Raw genomic sequence first — 23331 nt, forward strand, 5'->3', positions numbered from 1 at the left:
GCTCAGCAGAGCAGGCGTGGAGAAAAAAGGATTAGGCGTGACGACGAAGAATACGGCAATCCCATGCTGAGAGTGTCAGCGGGTCCGGCGCCGCCGCGTCGGTCAGGCAATCCCAATACCCCGGCGGCAGAGTCAGAGTATGACTTTGCGCGCTGTAGTTCTGCAGGAAGACAAACGTGCTCTCACCGTCGGTGCGCGCGGTAGCCACTACGCCGGGCGGTAAATCCGCCGCTATCGCTCGTGGCAGATCCAGCTCCCTGCTCAGGGCAGCAAAGAAATCGCGCTGGAAGGCTAAATCGTTGCGGGAGGCGACATGCCAGGCTTTACCTTTCCCGAAACCGTTCACCGTCACCGCCGGCCGTCCGGCATAGAAATCATCCCGGTAGGTGGCCAGCGTCTGAGCGCTCTCGGTATGGATTAGTTCACAGAGATGGCGCACCTGATAGGGACCCTGCAGACCGCACTGATTCCCGGCAAGCCCCTGCACAAGATTAAACTCGCCGTCATTCAGACAGTCGATCTCTTCCGCCCAGATCCCCAGCAGATTGCGCAGCGGGCCCGGGAAGCCTCCGAGATAGCAGAGATCGGACTCATTGACGATGCCGGTCCAGTAGGTGGTCACCAGGTGGCCGCCGCTGGCGACAAACGCCTCTGCCCGCGCGGCAAAGCCGTCGCGCACCATATATAACATCGGGGCAATCACTAACCGGTATGGCGTTAAATCGACATCAGCGTCAATCACATCGACGGCAATGCCCTGTTCCCAGAACGGACGGTAGTGTTCGTTGACCGTCTTCTCATACTCCATACCCAGATTGCGCGGCCCCTGGGCGTCATCAAGCGCCCAGCGGTTTTGTTGGTCGAAGATAATCGCTACTTTCGCCTCGGTGCGACAACCCCGGACCTCCGGTAGCTTGCTCAGTATCTCGCCGAGCTGGCTGACTTCACGACCAATACGGGTATCAATGTGCCCGACGTGGTCAACCACCGCGCCGTGAAATTTCTCAACCGAACCGCGGCTTTTCCGCCACTGGAAATACTGCACCGAGTCGGCGCCATGCGCCACCGCCTGCAGCGAGGAGAGAATATGCATTCCCGGCTTCTTCAGTTTGCTGGTCGGCTGCCAGTTGGTGGCGCCTGGTGTGGACTCCATCAGCACAAACGGTTTGCCGCCCTTCAGGCTGCGCATCATGTCGTGATACATCGCGGTGTAGCAGGCCAGTGCGGTTTCGTCTTTATCGCGGTGCCACATCGGATAGCTATCCCACGAGATAAAGTCCAGCGCCTCTGCCAGTTGCCAGTAGTCGTAATCGTAGAAATACTCCATAAAGTTAGTGGTCACAGGCAGGGAGGCGTTAGCCGCCTTCAGCGGGGCAATTTCATGGCGGCAGAAATCGGTCACCTGAGCGGTGTTAAAGCGATGCCAGTCAAGATTGAGACCGTGAATTGACACCTCGCCCTGTGGCGCAGGTGATTCAATTTGCGACCAGTCGGTATAGGTATGACTCCAGAAGGTGCTCCACCAGGCCTGGTTGAGGTTCTCCAGGGTCTGGTAACGCGCCTTCAGCCAGTCGCGAAAACGGTTCTGGCAGAGATCGCAATGGCATTCACCGCCATATTCATTGGAAATATGCCAGCCCAGTACCGCCGGGTGTGAAGAATAACGCTCTGCAAGCAGGGTATTGATTTCCAGGGTTTTCTCGCGATAGACCGGTGACGACATACAGTGGTTGTGACGGCCGCCGTGCAGGGCCGGCACCCGATCGCGTCCCACCCGCAGAACCTGCGGATAGCGCTGAGACATCCACGCCGGACGCGCGCCGCTCGGCGTGGCCAGAAAAACATGAATGCCGGCGGCATACAGTTTATCGAGGATAGTATCCAGCCAGGCGAAGTTAAATACCCCTTCGCGCGGCTCCAGTTTCGCCCAGCTAAATATTCCCACCGACATCACATTGCATTTTGCCTGCTGCATCATGGCAATGTCTTTATCAATAATATCGGGGTCATTCTCCCATTGCTCCGGATTATAATCCGCGCCATGCAGCAGCGTACTAACCTTCGGATGTAAAGGTGCAAATTTATTCATAATAAACTTCCTGAAAAAAACGACAAAAAATTAATTAAAAACTTTTACCGACGGCAATACTTTTCCCTGGCAATCAAATAGCGCCTGATTTTCACGTGCATTGCCTTCTTTCCACTCGTCGTGGATATATTTCATCCCCGCCGGGGTAGCCCAGGTATTTCCCGGCACGGCAATCCACGTGGGCTCCCAGTAAAAAATACCTTTGCCGCGCTGGTCGGGAACATCTATGACGGCCTGCATCAGATCGTGAATATAGTGATATTGCCCCTGCACGGTGGCGGGATAACCCCCGTCCTTTTCCTCTTTCGCCTGGAAACTATTTTCCGCGTTATCACAGTTGGCCAGGGTATAGGCATAGGCCGCCTCGACGACGATAACGTCTTTGTTATAGCGTTTGCTGATGTCATCCATATTGGCCTTCAGGGCGCTGATCGGCCCGTTCCAGTAGGTGTACATCGACAGACCAATCACGTCATACGGTACATGGCGCTTGTCAATCTCATCAAACCACCAGCGGAAGGTATCGTTCTTGGTCCCTTCGGCCAGATGCAGCATGATTTTCACTTGCTCGCCGTTACGTAGATTCTCCTTCAGGCCATCAATGGCCGCGTTCAGCAACCCGGCCAGCCGGTCGAACTCGCCGCCCCCCTGCCCCCAGCTTTTCCCTTCCGGCCACAGGATGCCGCCGTTGATCTCATTGCCGATCTGCACCATATCCGGCAGGACGCCTGCCTGCTTAAAGCGGGCGATGGTATCCCGGGTATAGTCATGAATCGCCGTTTTCAGCTGCGGATAATCCATCTTTTCCCAGGCTTTCGGCTTGAACTGCTTGCCGGGATCGGTCCAGAAATCGCTGTAATGAAAATCGAGCAGCAGCTTCATCCCCTGGGCTTTCGCCCGTTTCGCGAGGGTCAGGGTGGTGGCCAGGTCGTTATTTCCGCCGCCATAGCCCTCGCCGCTCGCCGATTGCGGATCCACCCACAGACGGAGGCGAACATAGTTGACGCCGTTCTCTTTCAGAATCGCGATCGGATCCTTGCGCTGATTATTCTGGTCGTAGAACGTCGCCCCGTGCTTTTCGGCATCCAGCAGCGTGGAGATATCCGCGCCTTTGATAAAGTCCGCCGGCATGCCCTGAAACGCGCGGGTTTCAAGCGCGTCCGCGGCCAGAGAAGAGGTGGAGAAACTGCATGCCAGACAAACCGCAAGCCATGCGGGGGTGAATCTTTTCATGTGCTTATCCTTTAGTACTGCCCGAGGTCAGGCCGGAGACAAAGTATTTTTGTAACGCCAGGTAGAGGATCGCCACCGGTACGGCAATCAGCACCGCCCCCGCCGCGTAGGTGGTGTAACTGGCACCCATTTTTTGCGCCACCAGGTTATACAGACCGATAGGCAGCGTGTATTTATCCGGGGTACGCAGGATGGTGCTGGAGAGGATGAAATCGCCCAGCGGACCGGTGAAGGAGAACAGCGCCACCACCGCGAGGATCGGCCTCGACAACGGCATGATGATCTCGATAAAGATGCGAAAGCTGCTGGCGCCGTCCATGCGAGCGGACTCATCCAGATCTTTGGGGATCGCGTCGAGATACCCCTTCATCAGCCAGGTATTCATCGGGATCATCCCCCCGACGTAGATCAGCACCAGCGCCAGATGGCTGTTAATCAGGCCAAGCAGTTGCGATAGCACAAAGATCGCAATCAGCGCGGAAAACTGCGGGATCATCTGCAGCAGCAGGAACAGCATCAGCCCGTTCTGCCGCCCTTTAAAGCGGAAGCGGGAGAAGGCGTAAGCGGTAAAGCTGACGCTAATCAGGGTCAGCACCATAGTCAGAAAGCTGATTTTCATCGAGTTCCAGTACCAGGTGAGGTAATTCACATTGCCATTGAACAGATCGGCATAGTGCTGGAACGACACATTTTCCGGAATGATTGAGGTACTGAGCAAGCTATTGCCGGCGTTCAGCGACGCCCCGACCGTCCAGACCAGCGGATAGATGATCACCACCGAGACCAGAATAACCACCAGCCAGGTGAGAGAGAGTCGGATCCACTTTTCGCGTTTAATACTGGGTGATTGAGCCATGTTGCTTCCCTTACGCCATGTCGTCATTTTTGAAGGATTTGGTGGCGCGGAACTGCCACAGCGCCAGGCCGACGACAAAGATCGACAGCAGGATCGTGATGGTCGCCGCGATGGCGTACTGCGACGAGGACATCGTCAGCTTATAGATCCACGACACCAGAATATCCGTCCCACCGGCGTTGGAGCCTGCCACCGCAGGACCGCCGTTGTTAAACAGATAAATGATGTTGAAGTTATTAAAGTTGAAGGTGTACTGAGTGATGATGATCGGCGCGATCGCGTACAGCACCAGCGGCAGAGTGATGGTGCGCAGACGGGTAAAGGCGCTGGCGCCGTCCATCGTCGCCGCTTCATACAGATCGTCCGGGATCGCCTGCAGCACGCCGGTGGTCATGGCAAAGACAAACGGGAAGCCAAGCCAGGTCTGCATCATGATCAGTGCCGTTTTAGTCCAGAACGGGTCGGTCAGCCATGCCTTCGGGCTGATACCGAAGAACGACAGGATCGCGTTGTTGATGACCCCGAATGAATCGTTGAACATACCGGCAAAGACGAGGATGGTGACAAACCCCGGCACCGCCCACGGCAAAATAAAGATGGTGCGGATCAGCGGCTTAAAGCGCAGATCTTTTTGGTTCACCAGAATCGCCAGCAGCACGCCCACCGTACACTGCAGGGTGGTCGCCAGCAGCGTCCACACCACGGTCCACTGCAGCACATCCAGGAAGGTGGAGCGCCAGATAGAGAGGGTGAAAATATTGACGAAGTTTTTCAGCCCCACCCAGTCCACCAGCTTCGCCGGCGGCGTGTGGTACAGGTTGTAGTTGGTGAAGGCGATGGCAAAACCAAACAGAATGGGAAAGATCACCACAAAGACCAGCAGAATAAAGCCCGGAGTGATCATCAGGTACGGGAAGCCGTCGCTCAGCAGCATCTGGTACTGCTTACGCACGCTGTTCAGGGCGATCCCCTCATCGCGTTTTTTGCCGTTCAGCCACGCATCCCGCAGCGAGAGAAAATAGATCAGCACGCCAAAGGCGACGATCAGCACACTGATAATCCCCTCCGCTAACAGGAAGATAGAGTTATCCCGGGGTACCTCTTCACCCAGGGTATATAACCCCCACAACCCCTCACGCAGGAAATCATAAAAAATCCCCAGAAAGCTGCTCAGCAGCACCAGGAAGACCAGCCCTTTCAGCCACTGGCGATGATAAAACTGACCGAAACCCGGCACGATTGCCAGCAGCAGGCCGCACCATGCATGGCGCCCGGGCCCGCGTGCATCGCTAAAATTTTCGCTGGAATGGATGCTCACACTCGACTCCTTCTACAAACGGGAGGTCCCCCTCCCGCTCGGTGACTTCACGTGACGGTGAATTACTGATTGCTGGCCTGCATTGCTTCGATCTGCATCGTGATCTGTTTCACCGCGTTATCGAGCGCGGCCTGCGGCGCCTGCTTACCGGTGAGGCTCAGTTCAAGCGCGGCGTTGGCCGGCCCCCACACTTCCCCCATCTCCGGAATGCCCGGCATCGCCACCGCTCGCGCCGACTGGATGGCGACGGCACTGGCCTTTTGGTCGTTTTTAATCACCGGATCGTCAATCATCGCCTTCAGCGGCGGAATTTCGCCGGTGGCGACATAGCGGGCTTTCACATACTGCGGCTGGTTGATGAACTCGATAAACTGTTGCGCCAGCGCTTTGTCTTTACTCCAGGTCGATACCACATAGCCTTTGACGCCCAGGAAGGAGCTCATCGGCTTGCCGTCCGGCAGGGTCGGCAGGGGCGCCACGCCATAGTTAATGCCAGCGGCTTCATACGGCTGGAAGGCCCAGGGGCCGTTGATCACCGCCGCCGCTTTTTTCTCGGTAAACAGAGAATCGATGGCATTCAGCCCGTTATCGCCGAGGATCCCCGCTGGAAAGACCTTCTCGGCATAGAATTTTTTCAGGAAGGTGACGGCTTCGACGGCGCCGGGGGTATTGAGGCCCACTTGCTGCGGGTTAAAGCCACCGCTGTCGTTTTTAGCAAAGATATAGCCGCCCATCGGGCCAATCGCCCCCCAGCTGTAATAGATCTGGTCAAACTTGGCGAGCAGGCCGTATTTGTTCTGCTCGCGCTGGGTTTTCGAGTAGTCCAGCCAGGCCTGCAGGCTGTCCAGCGGCTTGTCGATCAGGTCCTTGTTGTAGATAAGCACCAGGGTTTCCACTGCTTTCGGGATCCCGTACAGCGCGTTGTCCATGCGGAAGGCATTGATGGAGGCTGGCGTAAAGGCATCCTGTTTCGCCTGATCGACACTGAGCGGCGAGAGTAGTCCCTGAACCACGGCGCCGCCGAGCTGGTCATTCGGGATCACCAGCACGTCCGGCCCAATGCCCGCCGGGCCGTCGAGGCGCAGCTTTTCCAGCTGCTGGGCATAAGGCATCTCCTGGAGATTGACCTTCACGTTGTACTGCTTTTCAAAATCGCTAACCGCGGTTTTGATGCCGGCGGATTTTTTAATGTCTTCCCAGACGTTGAGCTGCCCGGCGGCGTGCGCCTGCAGGCTGGTGAGTTGCCCCGCCGCCAGGGTGGTAAGGATCAGTGCAGCAAGCGTGTTCTTTTTCATTATCAACCTCATGTGAAGGTATAACAATTTAATGGTTTTTATTGGGCTTATCTCTGCCAGTCAGAAAAATAAATCACTTCAAACTGCCGAGTTATATGAGAAAAAGGTTCCGGATCTCTTTTGTTATACGCTACCCGTAGATTGCTGACAAAACTACCATAAGCTGCCAGTTGTGTGATCATCCTTGCAGAAATGAAACGCCGCTGTATGGCGCTAAAACTGCGGAAGTTATAGTCAGGGCATGATTTTACTGCTGTTGAACATCGCCACGCTGATTTGTTACACGTAATACAATTCATGCTACACACAGCGACAAACCAACGGCCAACAACAGCTACTCACTTCGGGGAATGTGGATGTCCAATATACGACTGAGGAATGTCACCAAAAGGTTCGGCAGCACGGTGACGCTGCACCAGGTCAATCTCGATATTGAAGATGGCGAGTTTGCCGTTTTCGTCGGTCCTTCCGGCTGTGGAAAATCGACGCTGCTGCGCATGATTGCCGGTCTGGAAGAGGTCAGCGAGGGTGAAGTGCTGATCGGCGATGAGGTGATGAATGATGTCGTGCCCGCCCGCCGCGGCGTGGCGATGGTCTTCCAGTCCTATGCGCTCTACCCGCACATGACGGTGGCAGAGAACATGGGCTACGGGTTGAAGGTGAATAAAGTGCCGAAAACGGAGATCCGTCGCCAGGTGGAAATGGTGGCTAAAACGCTGCAGCTCTCGCACCTGCTGGATCGTAAACCGAAGCAGCTCTCTGGCGGCCAGCGGCAGCGCGTGGCCATTGGCCGGGCGATCGTGCGTAATCCCCGGGTGTTTATGTTCGATGAGCCGCTCTCTAACCTCGATGCGGAGCTGCGCGTCGATATGCGCCTGCATATTGCCCGTCTGCACCAGGAGCTGAAGACCACCATGGTGTATGTCACCCACGATCAGGTAGAGGCGATGACGCTGGCCGATAAAATCGTGGTCATGAACTACGGGAAAGTCGAACAAATGGGTTCGCCGATGGCGCTGTATTACAATCCGGTCAACAAATTCGTCGCCGGCTTTATCGGCTCGCCGAAGATGAACTTTTTGCCGGCCATCGTCAGCGACTGGCAGCCGGAACGCTTAACGGTCACCCTCGCGCAGGACCATCAGTTGGTCCTCAATATCGCTACCCAGCCGCTGAAGCCCGGCGCCGCGGTGACGCTGGGGATCCGGCCAGAGCATCTCACGCCCGACGTCACTACCGGTACCGTGGTGGAGTTTCAATGTGAAGTGGTGGAGCGTCTGGGTAACAATACCTATCTGTTCGGCCAGTGCTACGGCCACGATAACGTCAAGGTCCTGCTGCCCGGCGACGTCCATTTCCGCCCGTGGCAGAAAATAAATCTGGCCTTCGATGAGCGCTTCTGCATGGTATTTGATGAGAATGACCTGCGTATCAGCGCTGATATCCCGGCGCCGGATGCGCACTAGCTAACATATTGCTGTCATCTGCGCCGCGTATGCTGCGACTGAATGCCGGAACACACCCTGCCCGGCATTCACACCCTCATTTTTATTCTGCTGCATCGGAATCATCCTTCTCTCCCGGCATCGCAGCCTCTCGCGATGCCGGTTTTTTCGCGACCGCAGCTCACTTCTCTCGCTGCGCCTGATTTATCTTTCGCATATACTGATGACACCCGGCGAACGATAAGGACACAGGCATGAGGACCCGGCATCTGGTGGCGCTGTTTACAGGGGTGCTGATACTGGCCATCATCCTGCCCATCTCACTCAGCATCTGGCAGGCAGCGCGGCAGGCCAAGCTGCAGTTCTATCGTGAACTGGATGACTATTCCAACCGTATCGTCGTCCGCACGCTGCAGGTTGCCGATCAGGCCAGGGAAGCGCTACGTGAGGCCGACTCACACACCGCCGCCTCCTGTAGCCCTGAGCACCTGCTCACGCTCCGCCGCATCGCCTATACCCATCGCTACATTCAGGAAGTGCTCTGGCTGCGTGATTCCGTGCCGCAATGTTCCTCCCTGGAAGACCATAGCGTCGCGGTCACCTTTCCCCCGCCGGATCACATTGCCCCTGACGGCTATCGCACCTGGCTGACCTCAATAAACGATCTCGGCCTTAATCACCAGATGACGGCCATGGGCAGTCAACAGCATATGGTGATGATCGATCCCATCTCTTTTATCGATGTGGTTCCTGCCAGCGAGGAGAAGATCCATACCATGCTGTTTGGTTTGGATCACCTGAAAATGGTGATCAGCAGCCAACCGCTGCCGGATACGGTCTGGCAGCGTATTAAAGATCCACATATTAATATGCTGACGCTGGATAACACGGTCTATCGGATCCAGCGCATTCCCGAGCTGGGCTCCGGCATCGTGACCTGGTCGTCGACGCTGCCGCTGCAGCAGCGTATTCGCCAGCAGCTAATCTTCTGGCTCCCTGTCGGCATCTTCACCAGCCTGATTGCTACCTGGCTGCTGCTGCGCCTGCTGAGACACCTGCGATCACCACGCAACAGTATGCTGGACGCCCTCAACTCCGAAGCGATTCAGGTTTACTATCAGCCGATAATCTCGTTGCAGGATGGGAAAATCGCCGGGGCCGAGGCGCTGGCCCGCTGGCAGCAACCCGACGGCACCTTTTTATCGCCGGATATTTTTATTCCTCTGGCCGAGCAGACCGGGCTGATTACGCAGTTGACGGAAGATATCGTCAGGAAAATTTTTACCGATCTCGGTCCCTGGCTGCGGCAGCGGCCGGAAGTGCACATCTCCATCAACCTGTCGGTAGATGATTTACGCTCGCCCACCCTGCCGACGTTGTTACACGATCAGCTGCAGCACTGGGGGATCGCCGCCGAACAGATCATCCTTGAAATCACCGAGCGCGGGTTTGTCGACCCGGAGACCACCATGCCGGTGATCGCTCACTACCGTCAGGCCGGGCATCGTATCTCGATTGATGACTTTGGCACCGGCTACTCCAGCCTGAGCTATCTGCAGAAACTGGACGTCGATACGCTGAAAATCGATAAATCTTTTGTCGATACCCTCGAGTACCGGCCGCTGACGCCGCACATTATTGAAATGGCCAAAGCGCTCAATCTGGCCACCGTCGCCGAAGGGGTGGAAACCGAAAGCCAGCGCGACTGGCTACGACAGCATGGCGTCCAGTACGCCCAGGGATGGCTGTACAGCAAGGCGCTGCCAAAAGAGCAGTTTATTCTGTGGGCAGAAAATAACCTCCATGTGCATTAAGCAACAGGAGCAATAAGCAGAATGCCAGCGGGTGTGGCCACTTCGCCGCCCGCGCCTGGGCGCTACTTCAGATAAGATTTGATCACCTGCATCACCGTCTCCAGATCCGCTTCACGCTGTGTCTCTTCAGGCTCTTTCACCACATGGTCGGTCAGATGCCCCTGAATAACCTGCAGCATCATACCGTTGACCGCGCCGCGAATCGCCGCCAGCTGCTGGAGTACCTCAGCGCACTCATGCTCGCGATTGAGCATTTTCTCTAACGCGGAACTCTGCCCCTGAATTTTTTTCAGTCGGGTCAGTAACATTTTTTTGTGTCGAACTGTATGTGACATTGCACGATCCACCGTTTCATTCTGTCCGTGATTACCGACCTTCATCATCAGTAACGCCTGCCAGCATAGCATGATCCCTTTTGTCAGCCGCTTTTTCTACTGGGGGGTAGTATTTTACTACTGGGGGGGAGTAGGATAAACGCACTTTTGGCAAGGATCCCGATATGAACGATTTCACTTCCCTTCTGCAGCAAGGTAATGCCTGGCTGTTTATTCCCAGCGCGATACTGCTCGGTGCCCTGCACGGCCTTGAACCGGGCCATTCAAAAACCATGATGGCCGCCTTTATCGTGGCGGTACGGGGAACGTTAAAACAGGCGGTGCTGCTGGGGCTGGCGGCGACGGTTTCCCATACGGCAGTCGTCTGGCTGATCGCCATGGCCGGCCTGTGGTTTGGCCGCGGCTGGAACGCGCAGACCTCCGAACCCTGGTTTCAACTGATCTCGGGGATAGCGATTGTACTGATTGCCTGCTGGATGCTCTGGCGCACCTGGCGCGAATCGCAGCCCCATACGCACCATGATCACCACCATGAACATGAGCACCACCACGAACATGATCATCACCACGAACATGATCATCACCACGAACATGATCACCACCATGAACATAATCACTACTATGAACATGCGTCCTCATCCGCCGCGCCGCTGGTGGCGGAGGAGTGGCAGGACGCGCATCAGCGGGCTCATGCTCAGGAGATCAACCGGCGCTTTGATGGCCGTCAGGTGACGACCGGGCAGATCGTACTGTTTGGCCTGACCGGCGGGCTGATCCCCTGTCCGGCGTCCATTACTGTGCTGCTTATCTGTTTACAGCTGAAGAAATTTTCGCTTGGCGCCACGCTGGTACTGGGCTTTAGCGTTGGGCTGGCGCTGACGCTGGTGGCTTCCGGTGCTATCGCCGCGCTGAGTCTTAAACAGGCCACCCGCCGCTGGCCCTGGCTTAATGATATCTCGCGCAAGGCGCCCTGGTTCTCAGGTTTACTGATTATCGTGGTGGGGATCTACATGATGGTTCACGGTCTGAGCGGCCTGTAAGCGTCGGCTCGCCCTCTTGCGGATAGAGAGGGCGAGTCGTTAATTCAGGAGACTATCTCCTGCGGAGTGCTGACCGCTTTGCGGCTGACGGGCTGGCGAAACCACGGCAGGCACAGCTGGATCAGCGGCCCAATCGACAGCGCGTAAATCACGGTGCCGACGCCAAACTTACCGCCCAGCAGCCAGCCAATCACCAGCACAGTCAACTCGATAGCCGTCCGGATGCCACGCAAAGACCAGCCGGTACGAGCGTGCAGACCAGTCATCAGGCCATCACGCGGCCCGGGGCCAAAGCCCGCGCCGATATACATCCCGGTGGCGATAGCATTCAGCACAATCGCCCCCACCAGCAGCACACTGCGAGCCACCAGCGACTCCAGCGGCGGCAGGACGGCCAGCGTGGCATCCGCCGCCAGCCCCAGCACGATAACGTTGCTCACCGTGCCGAGCCCCGGCATTTGCCGGATCGGGATCCACAGCAGCAGCACCGCCGCGCCGGTCAGGATAATCACCGTACCGAAACTGATACCCAGCTGTTTAGCCACCCCGAGATGGAAAACATCCCACGGATCGGCGCCAAGATTGGCATGCACGAAGAGCGCCGTGGACACGCCATAAAGTACCAGGCCGATATATAACTGCAGCAGGCGACGAAGCATATTTTTTCCTCTACATCATTGCGAATGCCCTTATCATCAGCAAAAATGGACTGATAATTAATGGCCAGTTTTGGAAAAGTGGATCGCTATGTCAACCCGACGCTTTGGAACACAATCGCTGGTACGCCTGCTCGGCAACTGGCAGGAGTCCACTTCACGCACGCCGCTATGGCGTCAGCTAGCGGAAGCGCTCCGCCTGCTGATCCTCGACGGTCGCCTGACGCTGCAAACGCGCCTGCCAGGCGAGCGCGAGCTGGCGGCGGCGCTGAACGTCAGCCGGACCACCATCGCCAGCGCGCTCGGCCAGTTACGGGAGGAGGGTTTTCTCTACAGCCGTCAGGGAAGCGGTTCGCGCATTGTCTTGCCAGAGCGTCCCGCCGACCTGCCGCCCCCCTCAGACATCCCCTCCTCGCTGAATCTCTCTACCGCCGCCCTCAGCGCCGGGCCGGAAGTCCATCAGGCCTTCCAGCATGCCATGACGCTGCTGCCGCCCTACCTGGGCCAGACCGGCTACGATCAACAAGGGCTGCCGGTACTGCGGGAGGCGATTGCCCGTCGCTACAGCGAACGCGGTCTGCCGACGCGGCCCGATGAAGTGATGGTGGTCAACGGCGCCCTCAGCGCCTTCGCATTGATCCTCCGCCTGTTTACCGGCCCGGGTGACCGGGTGGTCATCGATGCCCCCACCTATCCGATGGCGATTAGCGCCATTCAGGGCGCCTCCTGCCGCCCGGTCGGCGTCGCGCTTCCACAGCAAGGATGGGACTGTGATGGACTCGCGGCGACTATTGCGCAGACCGCGCCGCGTCTGGCGTGGCTGATGCCGGATTTTCACAATCCCACCGGGCGCTGTATGGATGCTCCCACCCGCCAGCGGGTCGCGGATATCGCCGCCAGGACGCGGACGACGCTGGTGATCGACGAGACCATGGTTGATCTCTGGTATAACGCGCCACCGCCCCCGCCGCTGGCCTGCTTTAATCCCGATGCTGCGGTGATCACCATTGGCTCAGCCGGGAAAAGTTTCTGGGGGGGACTGCGCATCGGCTGGATCCGCGCCAGTACGCGAACCATCGCCTCCCTTATTCAGGCTCGCGATTCCCTGGATTTGGGTACGCCTCTGCTGGAGCAACTGGCCTGCAGCTGGCTGCTGGCCAATGCCGCCACGCTGCTACCGCCGCGGCGGGAAATGCTGAAGGCGCGCCGGGACATGTGCGAAACGTTAATGGCGGAGTATTTTCCCCGCTGGCGCTTTACGCCGCCGGAAGGTGGGCTCTCTTTTTGGGTGGAACTCCCTGACATGCTGGCCACGCTGTTCTCTGCGCGCGCGGAAAGTCAGGGGATCCATATCGGCACCGGCACGCGCTTTGGTCTTGAGGGAGCCTTTGATCGCTATTTGCGTCTGCCATTTACACTGCCAGACGAAGCATTGCGCCAGGCCTTCTCCACGCTACAACCGCTGTGGCAAAGCCTTGCAGAACAGAAGGAAAATACGCGTTTGCGGAAAATAATATAAGAAAATATCGACGGGCTGGCATCAGCCCGTCAAATGACCATCATCCATGAGGTATATGAGATGTTTTTATAAAATTGCCTGAGTATCCTGCCCTCTGGTTATGGCATCCCAGTGACAGAAATAAGGCAATTTCATTAATGCTGACGCGGAATAGGAAACCCTTTCAGGGAAATAATAAAGCCATCTTCATCTTTTTTAATTTTAGCGCCGGTGTCACACCAGTCGGAGGCAATGCGAAAGAACTCATCACTACCGATATTCCAGTTCAGGCGCACGTGTTTTACGTATCCTGAGCGCAACATATCGCAGGCTTCGCTATAGTTGCTGGCTGTAGAGAATTGTTGTTTCATTTTTTCTTCTTCAGAAGTTTTCTTAATGCTTTGATTTCTTTAGGGGTTAATGGGGTCGCTTCCTCTTCGGTATGCTGGCTGTCAATGTCCTCTTCCGTCACCCCCGCCTCACCTGCTGATTCCTCCAGCTGAAAAGCCAGCTGCAGCAGCTTTTCCGTTGCCGTTCCCAGGTTCTCGTTATTCACTTCCGCATAATGACGCAGCTTCTCTTTTAACTCGGCGTCAATTTTTACATTCAAAACCACTGTGGTCATAGCTACGCTTCCCGTGCAATAAAATCATCATAATTAATACACGAAGTTAACATGCTGATCCAGAGATATATTTTATAGCATGGCTCTGGCAACAAATTCCCATCAATAAGATGCCTTTTATTTATGACATGCAAATGACATTAATATTTCAGTAGCATTTCAGATTTATGACAAGTAAATATTATGGAATAAAAACGGGTTGTTTTAGCAACAAAAAATAATATGTGATCCGTATCAGATATTAATTATAGCAGGGATAAAGACCGGACAAATACAAGGGAGATATCAGGAGGGCGAAATGGGTGGGGGCCCTGCCAGCTACATCCCGGCACACACGTCGTCTGCTCTGGCTGCTTCCTTCCGGACCTGACCTGGTAAACAGAGTAGCGTTGCGGGAGAACCAACAGAGCCCCCATTGAGAGCGTTAGTTACCCAACGCGCTGGCGCATTATCCCTGCTGACCTGGTGAATTGCAAGCTCACCCCGATCGCCTGCTGGTTTATTGCACAATACGCCAATAAAACCAACAACTCACGGCCAGGCTGTGAGATTGGGAGCGCGCGCTCAGCACATTGCCGGGTTATCCACCATACTTAGCCCTCTTGCGTCACCTTTAATCATCAGCACCTTGTCTCGACGGTAATCGAATGACTGACTCATCACCACAGACCATCACTCTGCCTTTACCCGCTATTGAAGGGATGACCATCGCCTTTCATGGCGTGAACTATCTGCGCCCGGAAAAAATGCTCGACTTCGCGACCATCAGCCAGACCCCCGTGCGGGCGGTCACGCCGCTGGCGCTGCTCTATTCCACCGTCGGCGTGCTGCGCCAGGTGGAACTGCGCAAACTGCCCGTCTACATCAGCGGCCGGGTGGTGTACCCCATTTCGTCGCTGACCATGCCAGGCCTGCGCGCGAAACTGATCATTAACGCCACTTCGCAGCGGTTGAAATTTCTCGAGAGCCTCATCGCCAGTTCACCGTCTGACAATGTCCATGGCATGCAGATCCTCGGCCTGGCCCTAACCTTCACTGTCGAACAACCCGCCTGAACCGAGGCAGGCTGTACAGCCTGCGCCTCAGCGCTTATGCTGGCGTTTTCCGGTTAACAGGGCTGAACATGGATCCGCACGACACATTCCCCCAACGCGTCTGGCATATCGTGGCGTCGATACCGGAAGGCTATGTCGCCACCTACGGCGATGTCGCCCGCCTGGCCGGTTCACCGCGCGCCGCGCGCCAGGTAGGTGGCGTACTGAAGCGCCTGCCGGAAGGGTCAACCCTGCCCTGGCATCGGGTGGTCAATCGCCATGGCGATATCTCCCTCACCGGGCCCGATCTTCAGCGACAGCGCCAGGCGTTGCTGGCCGAAGGGGTTCAGGTCTCCGGCAGCGGCCATATCGATCTCCAGCATTATCGCTGGGTTTACTGAAGACAAAAAAAAGCCCCCGTCAGGGGGCTCGGCGAGCTTATTGCGCAACGGGGACGGCGGTCTGCGTGACCGGAACCAGCGTCAGGTCGGCATGCGTCCCACCCTGGTTTATCACCGTCTGCACGGTATCGGTAATGAACATTAGCTGGCCGTTCACCGCGATCGCGGCACTCAGCAGAATACGGGCGTTCGGCTGAATGTCTGCCGGATTGTAAGGCAGGGCAAAGTTAAATGGCGCCTGTTTGCCTTCGGTACGCACCGCTTTTTGCGACAACACGCGGGCTGGCGCATCTGCCAGAGAAGCATCCGACAGGGTCACCGTCAGTACCGCATCCGGCGGTAAAGCGATTCTCTGGCGGATATTAATCGTCCCCGTAACGCTCGGCTGCTGCTGTGCCACGCTCAGCGTCGCGATGCCATAAGGGTCGGGCGCGGCTGCCTGAGTCGAAGAACTGGTAGAGTGGTGATTAGCACAGGCGGTTAGCGTCGCGGCGACGGCTAAGGCACTAAACATATAGGCAAATTTCATGATGTTCTCCTTATCATCCCTTAATACCCAGGAGGATGTTCCGCCGCTTCGCCGGCAGGAACTTTCGTGTCGTCAATAAGTGTGGCACAGATCTCAGATTTGTTCCTGTTACCCCCTCGTTATTCAGATTATTACACCCATCGGACCACTTGCGATTCCAGGTTATACTTTGCCACATCACGCGCACCGCGCTGCGCCGCTATCATTAATTGAGGATAAGTATGAGTCAGGCACTCTCTAACCTGCTGGCATTATTAGATCTGGAAAAAATTGAGGAAGGGTTATTCCGCGGACAGAGCGAAGACCTGGGATTGCGCCAGGTTTTTGGCGGCCAGGTGGTGGGCCAGGCGCTGTATGCGGCAAAAGAGACCGTGCCCGTTGAACGTCTGGTACATTCGTTTCACAGCTACTTTCTGCGCCCGGGCGACAGCCAGAAACCGATCGTCTACGATGTGGAAGTACTGCGCGACGGCAACAGCTTTAGCGCCCGGCGAGTGGCCGCCATTCAGAACGGGAAGCCGATCTTCTATATGACCGCCTCATTCCAGGCGCCAGAGCACGGCTATGAGCATCAGAAAGCGATGCCGCCGGCCCCCTCTCCTGACGGCCTGCACTCGGAAACCGATATCGCCCGCAAGCTGGCACACCTTCTGCCGCCGCAGGTAAAAGATAAATTCCTCTGTGATAAACCGCTGGAGATCCGCCCGGTCGAATTTCATAACCCGATGAAAGGCCATATTGCTGAACCGGTGCGCCAGGTGTGGCTGCGCGCCAATGGCGCCGTTCCCGACGATCTGCGCATTCATCAATATCTGCTGGGCTATGCCTCGGACTTTAATTTCCTGCCGGTGGCGCTGCAGCCGCACGGCGTCGGCTTCCTTGAGCCTGGCATGCAGGTCGCCACTATCGACCACTCAATGTGGTTCCATCGGCCGTTTAATATCAATGAATGGCTATTATACAGCGTTGAAAGCACCTCGGCCTCCAGCGCCCGTGGCTTCGTCCGCGGCGAGTTCTACACTCAGGATGGAACGCTGGTGGCTTCAACGGTCCAGGAAGGGGTGATGCGTAACCGCAACGCATAAAAAAAGCCTCCCGAACGGGAGGCTTTTTGCTACAGGGAGAAGGGTTTTCTATCAGGCGTTGTAGGCGTTTTCGCCATGGCTGTTGACGTCCAGTCCTTCGCGTTCCTGCTCTTCTGGTACGCGCAGCCCCACGGTCATGTCCGCCACTTTGTAGCCAATGAAAGCGACAACGCCCGACCAGACGATGGTAATCGCGATACTCTCGAGTTGCACCAGCAGCTGATGGCCCATGGTGACGCCTTCTGCATAACCCACGCCGCCCAGAGAGGTGGCCGCGAAGATACCGGTCAGGATACAGCCGACGATGCCGCAGACGCCGTGGACGCCGAAGACGTCGCAAGGGTCATCAACCCGCAGCCAGCGTTTCAGCGCCGTTACGCCCCAGATGCCCGCCAGACCAGATGCGATACCCACAATCAACGCCCCACCGACACCGATATACCCACAGGCTGGTGTGACGCCAACCAGACCGGCAATCGCCCCGGAGCAGGCGCCCAGCAGTGAAGGTTTGCCGCGCAGAGCCCATTCGCCAAAGGTCCAGGCCAGGATGGCTGCCGCTGTGGCGACGACGGTGTTGACGAAAGCCAGTGCGGCAATTTCGTTCGCTGCGCTGGCGGAGCCGGCGTTGAAGCCGAACCAGCCCACGTAGAGGATGGCGGTTCCGGTGAACACCATCGGCAGATTGTGTGGTTTGAACGCTTCTTTGCCGAAGCCCACACGTTTGCCCATCATGTACGCACCCACCAGCCCGGCAACCGCGGCGTTGATGTGTACAACGGTGCCGCCCGCGAAGTCCAGCGCGCCGTGGGTCGCCAGCAGACCGCCGCCCCAGACCATGTGCGCAATCGGAACATAAGAGAGCGTCATCCACACCACCACGAAAATCAGCACGGCGGAGAAACGAATACGCTCAGCCAGCGCCCCCACGATCAGCCCGACGGTGATACAGGCGAACGAGCCCTGGAAGGCCACGTGGATGTACTGATAGAAGGTGCCCATCAGCGCTTTCAGTTCAATATTTTTCAGCATCACCCAGTCAAAGCTACCGAAGAAGCTGCCGCCGGTGCCGAATGCCAGGGTATAGCCATAAATCACCCACAGTACGCAGACCAGGCCAAAGGTCACAATCACCTGAGTCAGCATGGAAAGGACGTTTTTGCCGCGGATCAGGCCGCCGTAAAACAGCGCGATCCCCGGGATGGTCATAAACAGAACCAGCGCGGTGCAAATCATCATAAACGCGTTATCGGCTTTGTCCGCCACTGCGGGCGCGGCCATTGCCAGTCCCGGAAGAAGGGCTAATGCCCCCAGACCCGATTTCATTGTTGCCATTTTCATTGTTTCGTTCCCCATCACTGTGTGGTCTGGAAATTACAGTGCCGCTTCGTCAGCTTCGCCGGTACGGATGCGAATGACGCGCTGCAATTCAGCGACAAAAATTTTGCCGTCGCCAATTTTTCCGGTGTAAGCCGCTTTGCTGATCACATCGATGACTTCATCCAGCTGATCGTCGGCAATCGCCACATCAATCTTCACTTTTGGCAGAAAGTTGACGCTATACTCGGCGCCGCGGTAGAGCTCCGCATGACCTTTCTGACGGCCAAAGCCCTTGACTTCAGTGACCGTCAGGCCCTGAATGCCGATGGAAGACAAGGCTTCACGCACGTCTTCCAGTTTGAATGGTTTGATTACCACGGTAACCAGCTTCATAAGTCCCCTCCAGGCAGTATTCGGTAATGGCCGCAGCTAACACGATGGATATAAAGCAAGGGCTATGCCAGAAATGAAAAAAGGCCGCAGAGCGGCCCTTTGATGGTAAAAAACAGGGGACAGGTCAGACAATTGCCTGCTGAAACGCGTTTGCAGCGCAAAAATGCACCACAACAGTGCATTTAATGTAACGTTTTTGCACCACGGCAGGCCACGCTTTCTTCGCTGCCTGCTGGTGGTGCATCAGGCGCTGAGCGACTCTTCCCGGGCGCTGGCCGCCAGCTCTTCGCCAGCCAGCTGCAGCTGATACATCTGCCAGTAACGACCCTTCGCCGCCAGCAGCTGCTGATGGGTGCCCCGCTCGACAGCCTGACCGCGATGCAGCACCAGGATGGTATCGGCCTCAACGATGGTTGACAGTCGATGGGCGATAACCACGAGGGTGGTATGCTGGCGGACTTTCGCCAGCGCCTGCTGGATCGCCTGCTCGGTGCCGGAGTCGATGTTTGCCGTCGCCTCATCCAGAATCAATACCTGCGGGGTCTCCACCAGCACGCGCGCCAGCGCCAACAGCTGTTTCTGCCCAACGGAGAGGTTATTGCCCTGCTCGCCCAGCTGAGTGTACAGGCCATCGCTCATGCTGCGCGCCACCTCCGCCAGTTGCACCGCCTCCAGCGCTTCCCAGACCTGCGTCTCACTGATATCCCGACCCAGCGCGACGTTGGCGTAGAAGGTATCCGCCAGCACCACCGGATCCTGTTGCACCATCGCGATGCCCCGACGCAACGCGCTGTGGCTGAGGGAAGCAAGCGGCCGGCCATCGATGCGGATCTCCCCGTGGGTTAACGGGTAATAGCCCATCATCAGACTCGCGAGAGTACTCTTCCCGCTGCCGGTATGCCCGACCAGCGCCACGAAGCTGCGGGAGGGAATATCCAGACTGATATCCTGCAGGACCAGTCGATCCCCCCGGTAGGCAAAGGAGAGATGGTCAATTTCCACCCGGCCGCTGCTCAGCGGCGCGTCATCCGAGCCCCACGCCTGGCGCGGGCGATCCATCAACTCAAAAACGCGTTCGCCGGCGACCACCGCCTGTTGCAGCATCGACTGCTGGGTGGTCAGCTCAATAAGCGGCTCGTTAAGGCGTCCGAGATAGCTGATAAACGCGTACAGGACCCCGACCTCGATCGTGCCCACCGCGCTAAAGCCAAACAGCATCAGCAGCCCGCACAGCACCAGCGAGGAAAAAAGGCTCAGCAGCGGGCGCAGCAGAAAACCGTCGAGGCGCAACGTCTGCATCCGCGCCAGATAGTGGGCATAGCTGGCCTCGCGCATCCGTTCGCCAAAGCGCGCCTGCTGGCGGAACTGCTGGATCACCCCCATGCCGTTGATCACTTCGTTGAAACCATCGTTGATATCAGCAAGCCAGGCGCGCACCCGGCGCACGATCGGCGTGCTATAGCGCTGATAGATGATCATCACGATCAGCACCGCCGGGAAGATCGCGATCGCCACCAGCGCCATCCGCCAGTCGAGGCTAAACATCGCCACCAGCATCGCGCCGATCAGCGCCGCGCTGCGCAGCACCGTCGCCACCACCGTCACGTACAGATCGCGAATGACTTCCGTATCGTTGGTCACCCGCGAGATAAGCTGCCCAACCGGCTGGGTATCAAACTCGCTGAGCGGCTGATGCAGGGCGGCATCCATTACATCGCTACGCAACTGCTGGACGACGCCGACCGCGGCGCGGTTAAACAGCAGCGACTGGTTATAGTGCAGTAATGCCGCCAGCAACTGCAGGCCGATATAGGCTACCGCCAGGCCTGCCACCAGCTTCAGCGGGAGTGTATGCTTCGCCACCATATTATCGATGAAATAGCTGATGAGCAGCGGGCCGCTCACTTCCGCCGCCGCCGCGATCCACATCATCCCCACCGCAATGGCCAGCGGCTTACGCCAGGGAGAACCATAGGCCAGCAGGCGTTTAAGCGTCGGCCAGAGTTCGGTAAAGCTACGCATCCAGGGCCTCCTCTTGCGCCTGCGGAACCTCGTCAAGCGCGGCCTCCAGCTGCTGGTAACGATACATGTCGCGGTACCAGCCTGGCTGCACGGCCAGCGCCTCATGGCGGCCACGCTGGGCAATATGCCCATGCTGCAACACCAGAATTTCACTGGCCTCGGTCAGCGCCGACAGCCGGTGGGCGCTGATAATCACCGTCCGCCCCTCCCCCCACTGGCGCAAGTTGTGCAGGATCTGGTGCTCCGTACGGCCATCTACCGCCGACAAAGCATCATCAAGGATCAAAATTTCAGCCTCCAGCAGCAGAGCGCGGGCAATCGAGATGCGCTGTTTCTGGCCGCCGGAGAGCATCACGCCGCGCTCGCCCACCTCGGTATCGTACCCCTGGGGCAGGCGCAGAATGTCGTCATGCACGCTGGCCAGCCGTGCCACGCGTTCAATCTGCGCCGGTGTCGCATCCGGTTTGCCCAGCGCGATATTATTGGCGACGGTGTCGGAGAATAAAAATGGCGTCTGATTGACCACCGCCAGCCGGGCGCGCCAGCTGTCGAGCTGCAGACGCGGCAGCGGCAGATCGTGAAAGCGGATCTCGCCGCTGGTGACGTCAAAATGACGTTGCAGCAGCGCCAGAATGGTACTTTTACCGGCGCCCGTCGGCCCGCAGATACCCAGCATTTGCCCCGGCTGGAGGGTAAAATTAACCTGCTCCAGCGAAGGTTTACTCGCCTGCGGATAGATGAAGTTGCGGATGGCAACCTGCAGGACACCGCGGCCTGCCGGCACTGCTTCAGTACCGTCGTCCACCGCCGGCGCCTCTTCAAGCATTGTGCGGATACGGCCATAGGCCGCGCTACCGCGCTCAACAATGTTAAACATCCACGCCAGCGCCAGCATCGGCCAGATCATCAGGCCAAGATACATCACAAAGCTGGTCAGCTGGCCCAGCGTCAGGCTGCCGTGGATCACCATCCAGCTGCCGCCGCCGATAGCCAGCAGGTTAGCGGCCCCAATGGCGATATAGATGGTGGGGTCGAAACGCGCGTCAATGCGTGCCACGCGCATATTTTTCGCGCCGGTATCGGCGGCATCGGCGGCAAACTGCGCCGACTGGCGATCCTCCAGCCCAAAAGCCTTAATCATGCGGATGCTGGTCAGGCTCTCCTGTGTGCGATCGTTAAGGCTGGAAAAGGCCGCCTGGGCCACGCGAAAACGTTCGTGAAGCGCATCGCCGTTGCGTTTAATCGCCAGCGCCATCAGCGGCATCGGCAACAGCGCCAGCAGGGTGAGCTGCCAGCTAATCTGCGTCGACATCACAATCAATACCGCACAGCCCATCACCATCGAATCCACCAGGGTTAACACCCCTTCACCGGCGGCAAATACCACCCGGTCAACATCGTTGGTGGCGCGGGCGATCAGATCGCCAGTGCGATGGCGCAAATAGAATGCCGGATGCTGGCGGCTCAGTTGCCGGTAAAAATCTTCCCGCAGTTCGACCGCCAGCTGGTAAGAGGCGCCGAACAGCAGCACGCGCCAGACATAGCGCAGCAGGTAGACCATTACCGCGACCAGCACCAGCGCGCCGATCCACATCCACACCTTCTCTGCGGTGTAATGTTGTTGCGTCACGCCGTCCACCACAATGCCCACCACCTTCGGCGGAATAAGCTGCAGGACGGCAATAATGGCCAGCAGGGCAATCGCGCCAAGATAGCGGCGCCACTCCCGGCGGAAGTACCAGCTGAGTTGAGCAAATAATCGCAAGCAGTAAGATCCTGATTTGTAATGGGTTACGGCGCAATACCGTTATTCGACAGGCAAGGCGGTGGTATATTTTATCTGTTCCATGGCAAAACTCGAAGTGACATCCGACAGCCCCGGCACGCTGTTCACTAAACGTTTATAAAAATCGTCATAGCGTTTCATATCGGCCACCTGCACCCGCAGCAGGTAATCATACTCTCCTGCCATCCGCCAGAAGCCGAGCACCTCCGCCATCTGCGTCACTTCGCTCACAAAATGGCCATACCAGTCGCTGCTGTGATGCTGAGTCTTGATCAGGACAAACGCCGTCAGGCCCAGCCCCACCTTTTCGGCATCCAGTAAGGCGACGCGCCCGCGCAAAATACCTTCATCTTCGAGCCGTTTCAGGCGCTTCCAGCAGGGCGTGGTGGTCAGATTAACGGCATCGGCCAGCGCCTGCAAAGAGAGGGTGCAATCTTCCTGCAGCAGCGCCAGCAGCTTACGGTCAATTTTATCTAGCATAGGGCATCCGAAGAGAAAATTTTGCTCTCATAATGGTAATCCAAAGGCTAAATGGCAACAATTTTTCCTGCGCTTTCCGC

22 protein-coding genes and 1 other RNA gene are annotated in these 23331 nt (G+C 57.2%); 7 read left to right on the plus strand and 16 right to left on the minus strand.

The features are described from left to right. Positions 1 to 31: 31 nt before the first annotated feature. From AC3EMD_RS21430 to AC3EMD_RS21450, 5 genes are all read right to left on the minus strand, one after another. Positions 32 to 2089 (minus strand): beta-galactosidase, encoded by a 2058-nt coding sequence (locus AC3EMD_RS21430; RefSeq protein WP_050887296.1) that lies wholly within the window; start codon positions 2087 to 2089, stop codon positions 32 to 34. Positions 2090 to 2119: 30 nt separating this feature from the next. Beyond that, the gene (locus AC3EMD_RS21435; RefSeq protein ID WP_012542672.1) at positions 2120 to 3322 is read right to left on the minus strand and encodes a glycoside hydrolase family 53 protein; all 1203 of its coding nucleotides are present in this window, start codon (positions 3320 to 3322) and stop codon (positions 2120 to 2122) included. Positions 3323 to 3326: 4 nt separating this feature from the next. Next, positions 3327 to 4178, minus strand: a complete 852-nt coding sequence (locus AC3EMD_RS21440; protein WP_000079398.1) for a sugar ABC transporter permease — start codon at positions 4176 to 4178, stop codon at positions 3327 to 3329. Between the two features lie 10 nt (positions 4179 to 4188). Continuing rightward, positions 4189 to 5496 (minus strand): carbohydrate ABC transporter permease, encoded by a 1308-nt coding sequence (locus AC3EMD_RS21445; protein WP_008805425.1) that lies wholly within the window; start codon positions 5494 to 5496, stop codon positions 4189 to 4191. A gap of 62 nt (positions 5497 to 5558) precedes the next feature. Further along, positions 5559 to 6791, minus strand: coding sequence for a maltodextrin ABC transporter substrate-binding protein (locus AC3EMD_RS21450; protein WP_012542673.1), 1233 nt, complete (start codon positions 6789 to 6791; stop codon positions 5559 to 5561). A gap of 356 nt (positions 6792 to 7147) precedes the next feature. On the opposite strand from AC3EMD_RS21450, the gene AC3EMD_RS21455 reads away from it, so the two are divergent. Further along, positions 7148 to 8257: an ABC transporter ATP-binding protein gene (locus AC3EMD_RS21455; protein ID WP_008805423.1), complete on the plus strand. Its 1110-nt coding sequence runs from the start codon at positions 7148 to 7150 to the stop codon at positions 8255 to 8257. Between the two features lie 233 nt (positions 8258 to 8490). Then, the gene (locus tag AC3EMD_RS21460) at positions 8491 to 10050 is read left to right on the plus strand and encodes an EAL domain-containing protein (RefSeq protein ID WP_302073771.1); all 1560 of its coding nucleotides are present in this window, start codon (positions 8491 to 8493) and stop codon (positions 10048 to 10050) included. 62 nt (positions 10051 to 10112) lie between these two features. Here the strand turns inward: AC3EMD_RS21460 and AC3EMD_RS21465 are convergent, their stop codons facing one another. Next, positions 10113 to 10385, minus strand: a complete 273-nt coding sequence (locus tag AC3EMD_RS21465) for a metal/formaldehyde-sensitive transcriptional repressor (RefSeq protein WP_012542675.1) — start codon at positions 10383 to 10385, stop codon at positions 10113 to 10115. 164 nt (positions 10386 to 10549) lie between these two features. Here AC3EMD_RS21465 and AC3EMD_RS21470 point away from each other — a divergent pair, with 164 nt between their 5' ends. Further along, the gene (locus tag AC3EMD_RS21470) at positions 10550 to 11425 is read left to right on the plus strand and encodes a nickel/cobalt efflux protein RcnA (RefSeq protein ID WP_101139886.1); all 876 of its coding nucleotides are present in this window, start codon (positions 10550 to 10552) and stop codon (positions 11423 to 11425) included. Between the two features lie 44 nt (positions 11426 to 11469). On the opposite strand, the gene yczE is transcribed toward AC3EMD_RS21470, so the two are convergent. Next, positions 11470 to 12084, minus strand: a complete 615-nt coding sequence (gene yczE / locus AC3EMD_RS21475) for a membrane protein YczE (protein ID WP_008805419.1) — start codon at positions 12082 to 12084, stop codon at positions 11470 to 11472. Between the two features lie 88 nt (positions 12085 to 12172). Between yczE and yczR the strand changes: the two genes are divergently transcribed. Continuing rightward, the gene (gene yczR / locus AC3EMD_RS21480; RefSeq protein ID WP_049156410.1) at positions 12173 to 13600 is read left to right on the plus strand and encodes a MocR-like transcription factor YczR; all 1428 of its coding nucleotides are present in this window, start codon (positions 12173 to 12175) and stop codon (positions 13598 to 13600) included. Between the two features lie 134 nt (positions 13601 to 13734). Here the strand turns inward: yczR and AC3EMD_RS21485 are convergent, their stop codons facing one another. The 3 genes from AC3EMD_RS21485 to ffs all read right to left on the minus strand — a co-directional run bounded on the left by AC3EMD_RS21485 (position 13735) and on the right by ffs (position 14610). Then, complete coding sequence (locus AC3EMD_RS21485; protein ID WP_004142688.1) at positions 13735 to 13950, minus strand: hypothetical protein; 216 nt, start codon at positions 13948 to 13950, stop codon at positions 13735 to 13737. After that, on the minus strand, positions 13947 to 14204 hold the full coding sequence (locus AC3EMD_RS21490) for a hypothetical protein (protein ID WP_002891977.1): 258 nt from the start codon (positions 14202 to 14204) through the stop codon (positions 13947 to 13949). The genes AC3EMD_RS21485 and AC3EMD_RS21490 overlap by 4 nt, the downstream gene beginning before the upstream one ends. Before the next feature lie 309 nt (positions 14205 to 14513). Continuing rightward, an RNA gene (gene ffs / locus AC3EMD_RS21495) (signal recognition particle sRNA small type) lies at positions 14514 to 14610 on the minus strand. A 241-nt stretch (positions 14611 to 14851) separates the two neighbouring features. Here ffs and AC3EMD_RS21500 point away from each other — a divergent pair. Continuing rightward, the gene (locus AC3EMD_RS21500) at positions 14852 to 15259 is read left to right on the plus strand and encodes a hypothetical protein (RefSeq protein WP_008805417.1); all 408 of its coding nucleotides are present in this window, start codon (positions 14852 to 14854) and stop codon (positions 15257 to 15259) included. A gap of 68 nt (positions 15260 to 15327) precedes the next feature. After that, complete coding sequence (locus AC3EMD_RS21505; protein ID WP_008805416.1) at positions 15328 to 15639, plus strand: MGMT family protein; 312 nt, start codon at positions 15328 to 15330, stop codon at positions 15637 to 15639. Between the two features lie 37 nt (positions 15640 to 15676). Here the strand turns inward: AC3EMD_RS21505 and AC3EMD_RS21510 are convergent, their stop codons facing one another. Beyond that, on the minus strand, positions 15677 to 16168 hold the full coding sequence (locus AC3EMD_RS21510; protein WP_008805415.1) for a YbaY family lipoprotein: 492 nt from the start codon (positions 16166 to 16168) through the stop codon (positions 15677 to 15679). A gap of 221 nt (positions 16169 to 16389) precedes the next feature. Here AC3EMD_RS21510 and tesB point away from each other — a divergent pair, with 221 nt between their 5' ends. Beyond that, positions 16390 to 17253, plus strand: a complete 864-nt coding sequence (tesB, locus tag AC3EMD_RS21515; RefSeq protein WP_008805414.1) for an acyl-CoA thioesterase II — start codon at positions 16390 to 16392, stop codon at positions 17251 to 17253. Between the two features lie 51 nt (positions 17254 to 17304). Here the strand turns inward: tesB and amtB are convergent, their stop codons facing one another. The 5 genes from amtB to AC3EMD_RS21540 all read right to left on the minus strand — a co-directional run bounded on the left by amtB (position 17305) and on the right by AC3EMD_RS21540 (position 23251). Next, the gene (amtB, locus tag AC3EMD_RS21520; protein ID WP_012542680.1) at positions 17305 to 18591 is read right to left on the minus strand and encodes an ammonium transporter AmtB; all 1287 of its coding nucleotides are present in this window, start codon (positions 18589 to 18591) and stop codon (positions 17305 to 17307) included. A gap of 33 nt (positions 18592 to 18624) precedes the next feature. Beyond that, on the minus strand, positions 18625 to 18963 hold the full coding sequence (gene glnK, locus AC3EMD_RS21525) for a P-II family nitrogen regulator (protein WP_002891893.1): 339 nt from the start codon (positions 18961 to 18963) through the stop codon (positions 18625 to 18627). A gap of 243 nt (positions 18964 to 19206) precedes the next feature. Next, positions 19207 to 20985: a SmdB family multidrug efflux ABC transporter permease/ATP-binding protein gene (locus tag AC3EMD_RS21530; protein ID WP_008805412.1), complete on the minus strand. Its 1779-nt coding sequence runs from the start codon at positions 20983 to 20985 to the stop codon at positions 19207 to 19209. Then, positions 20978 to 22750 (minus strand): SmdA family multidrug ABC transporter permease/ATP-binding protein, encoded by a 1773-nt coding sequence (locus AC3EMD_RS21535; protein ID WP_008805411.1) that lies wholly within the window; start codon positions 22748 to 22750, stop codon positions 20978 to 20980. Before AC3EMD_RS21535 ends, AC3EMD_RS21530 begins: the two co-directional genes overlap by 8 nt. 42 nt (positions 22751 to 22792) lie before the next feature. Further along, entirely contained in the window at positions 22793 to 23251 is a 459-nt protein-coding gene (locus AC3EMD_RS21540) for an Lrp/AsnC family transcriptional regulator (protein ID WP_008805409.1), read from the minus strand. Positions 23252 to 23331 lie beyond the last annotated feature (80 nt).

This window comes from Klebsiella sp. PK18, from assembly GCF_057784655.1.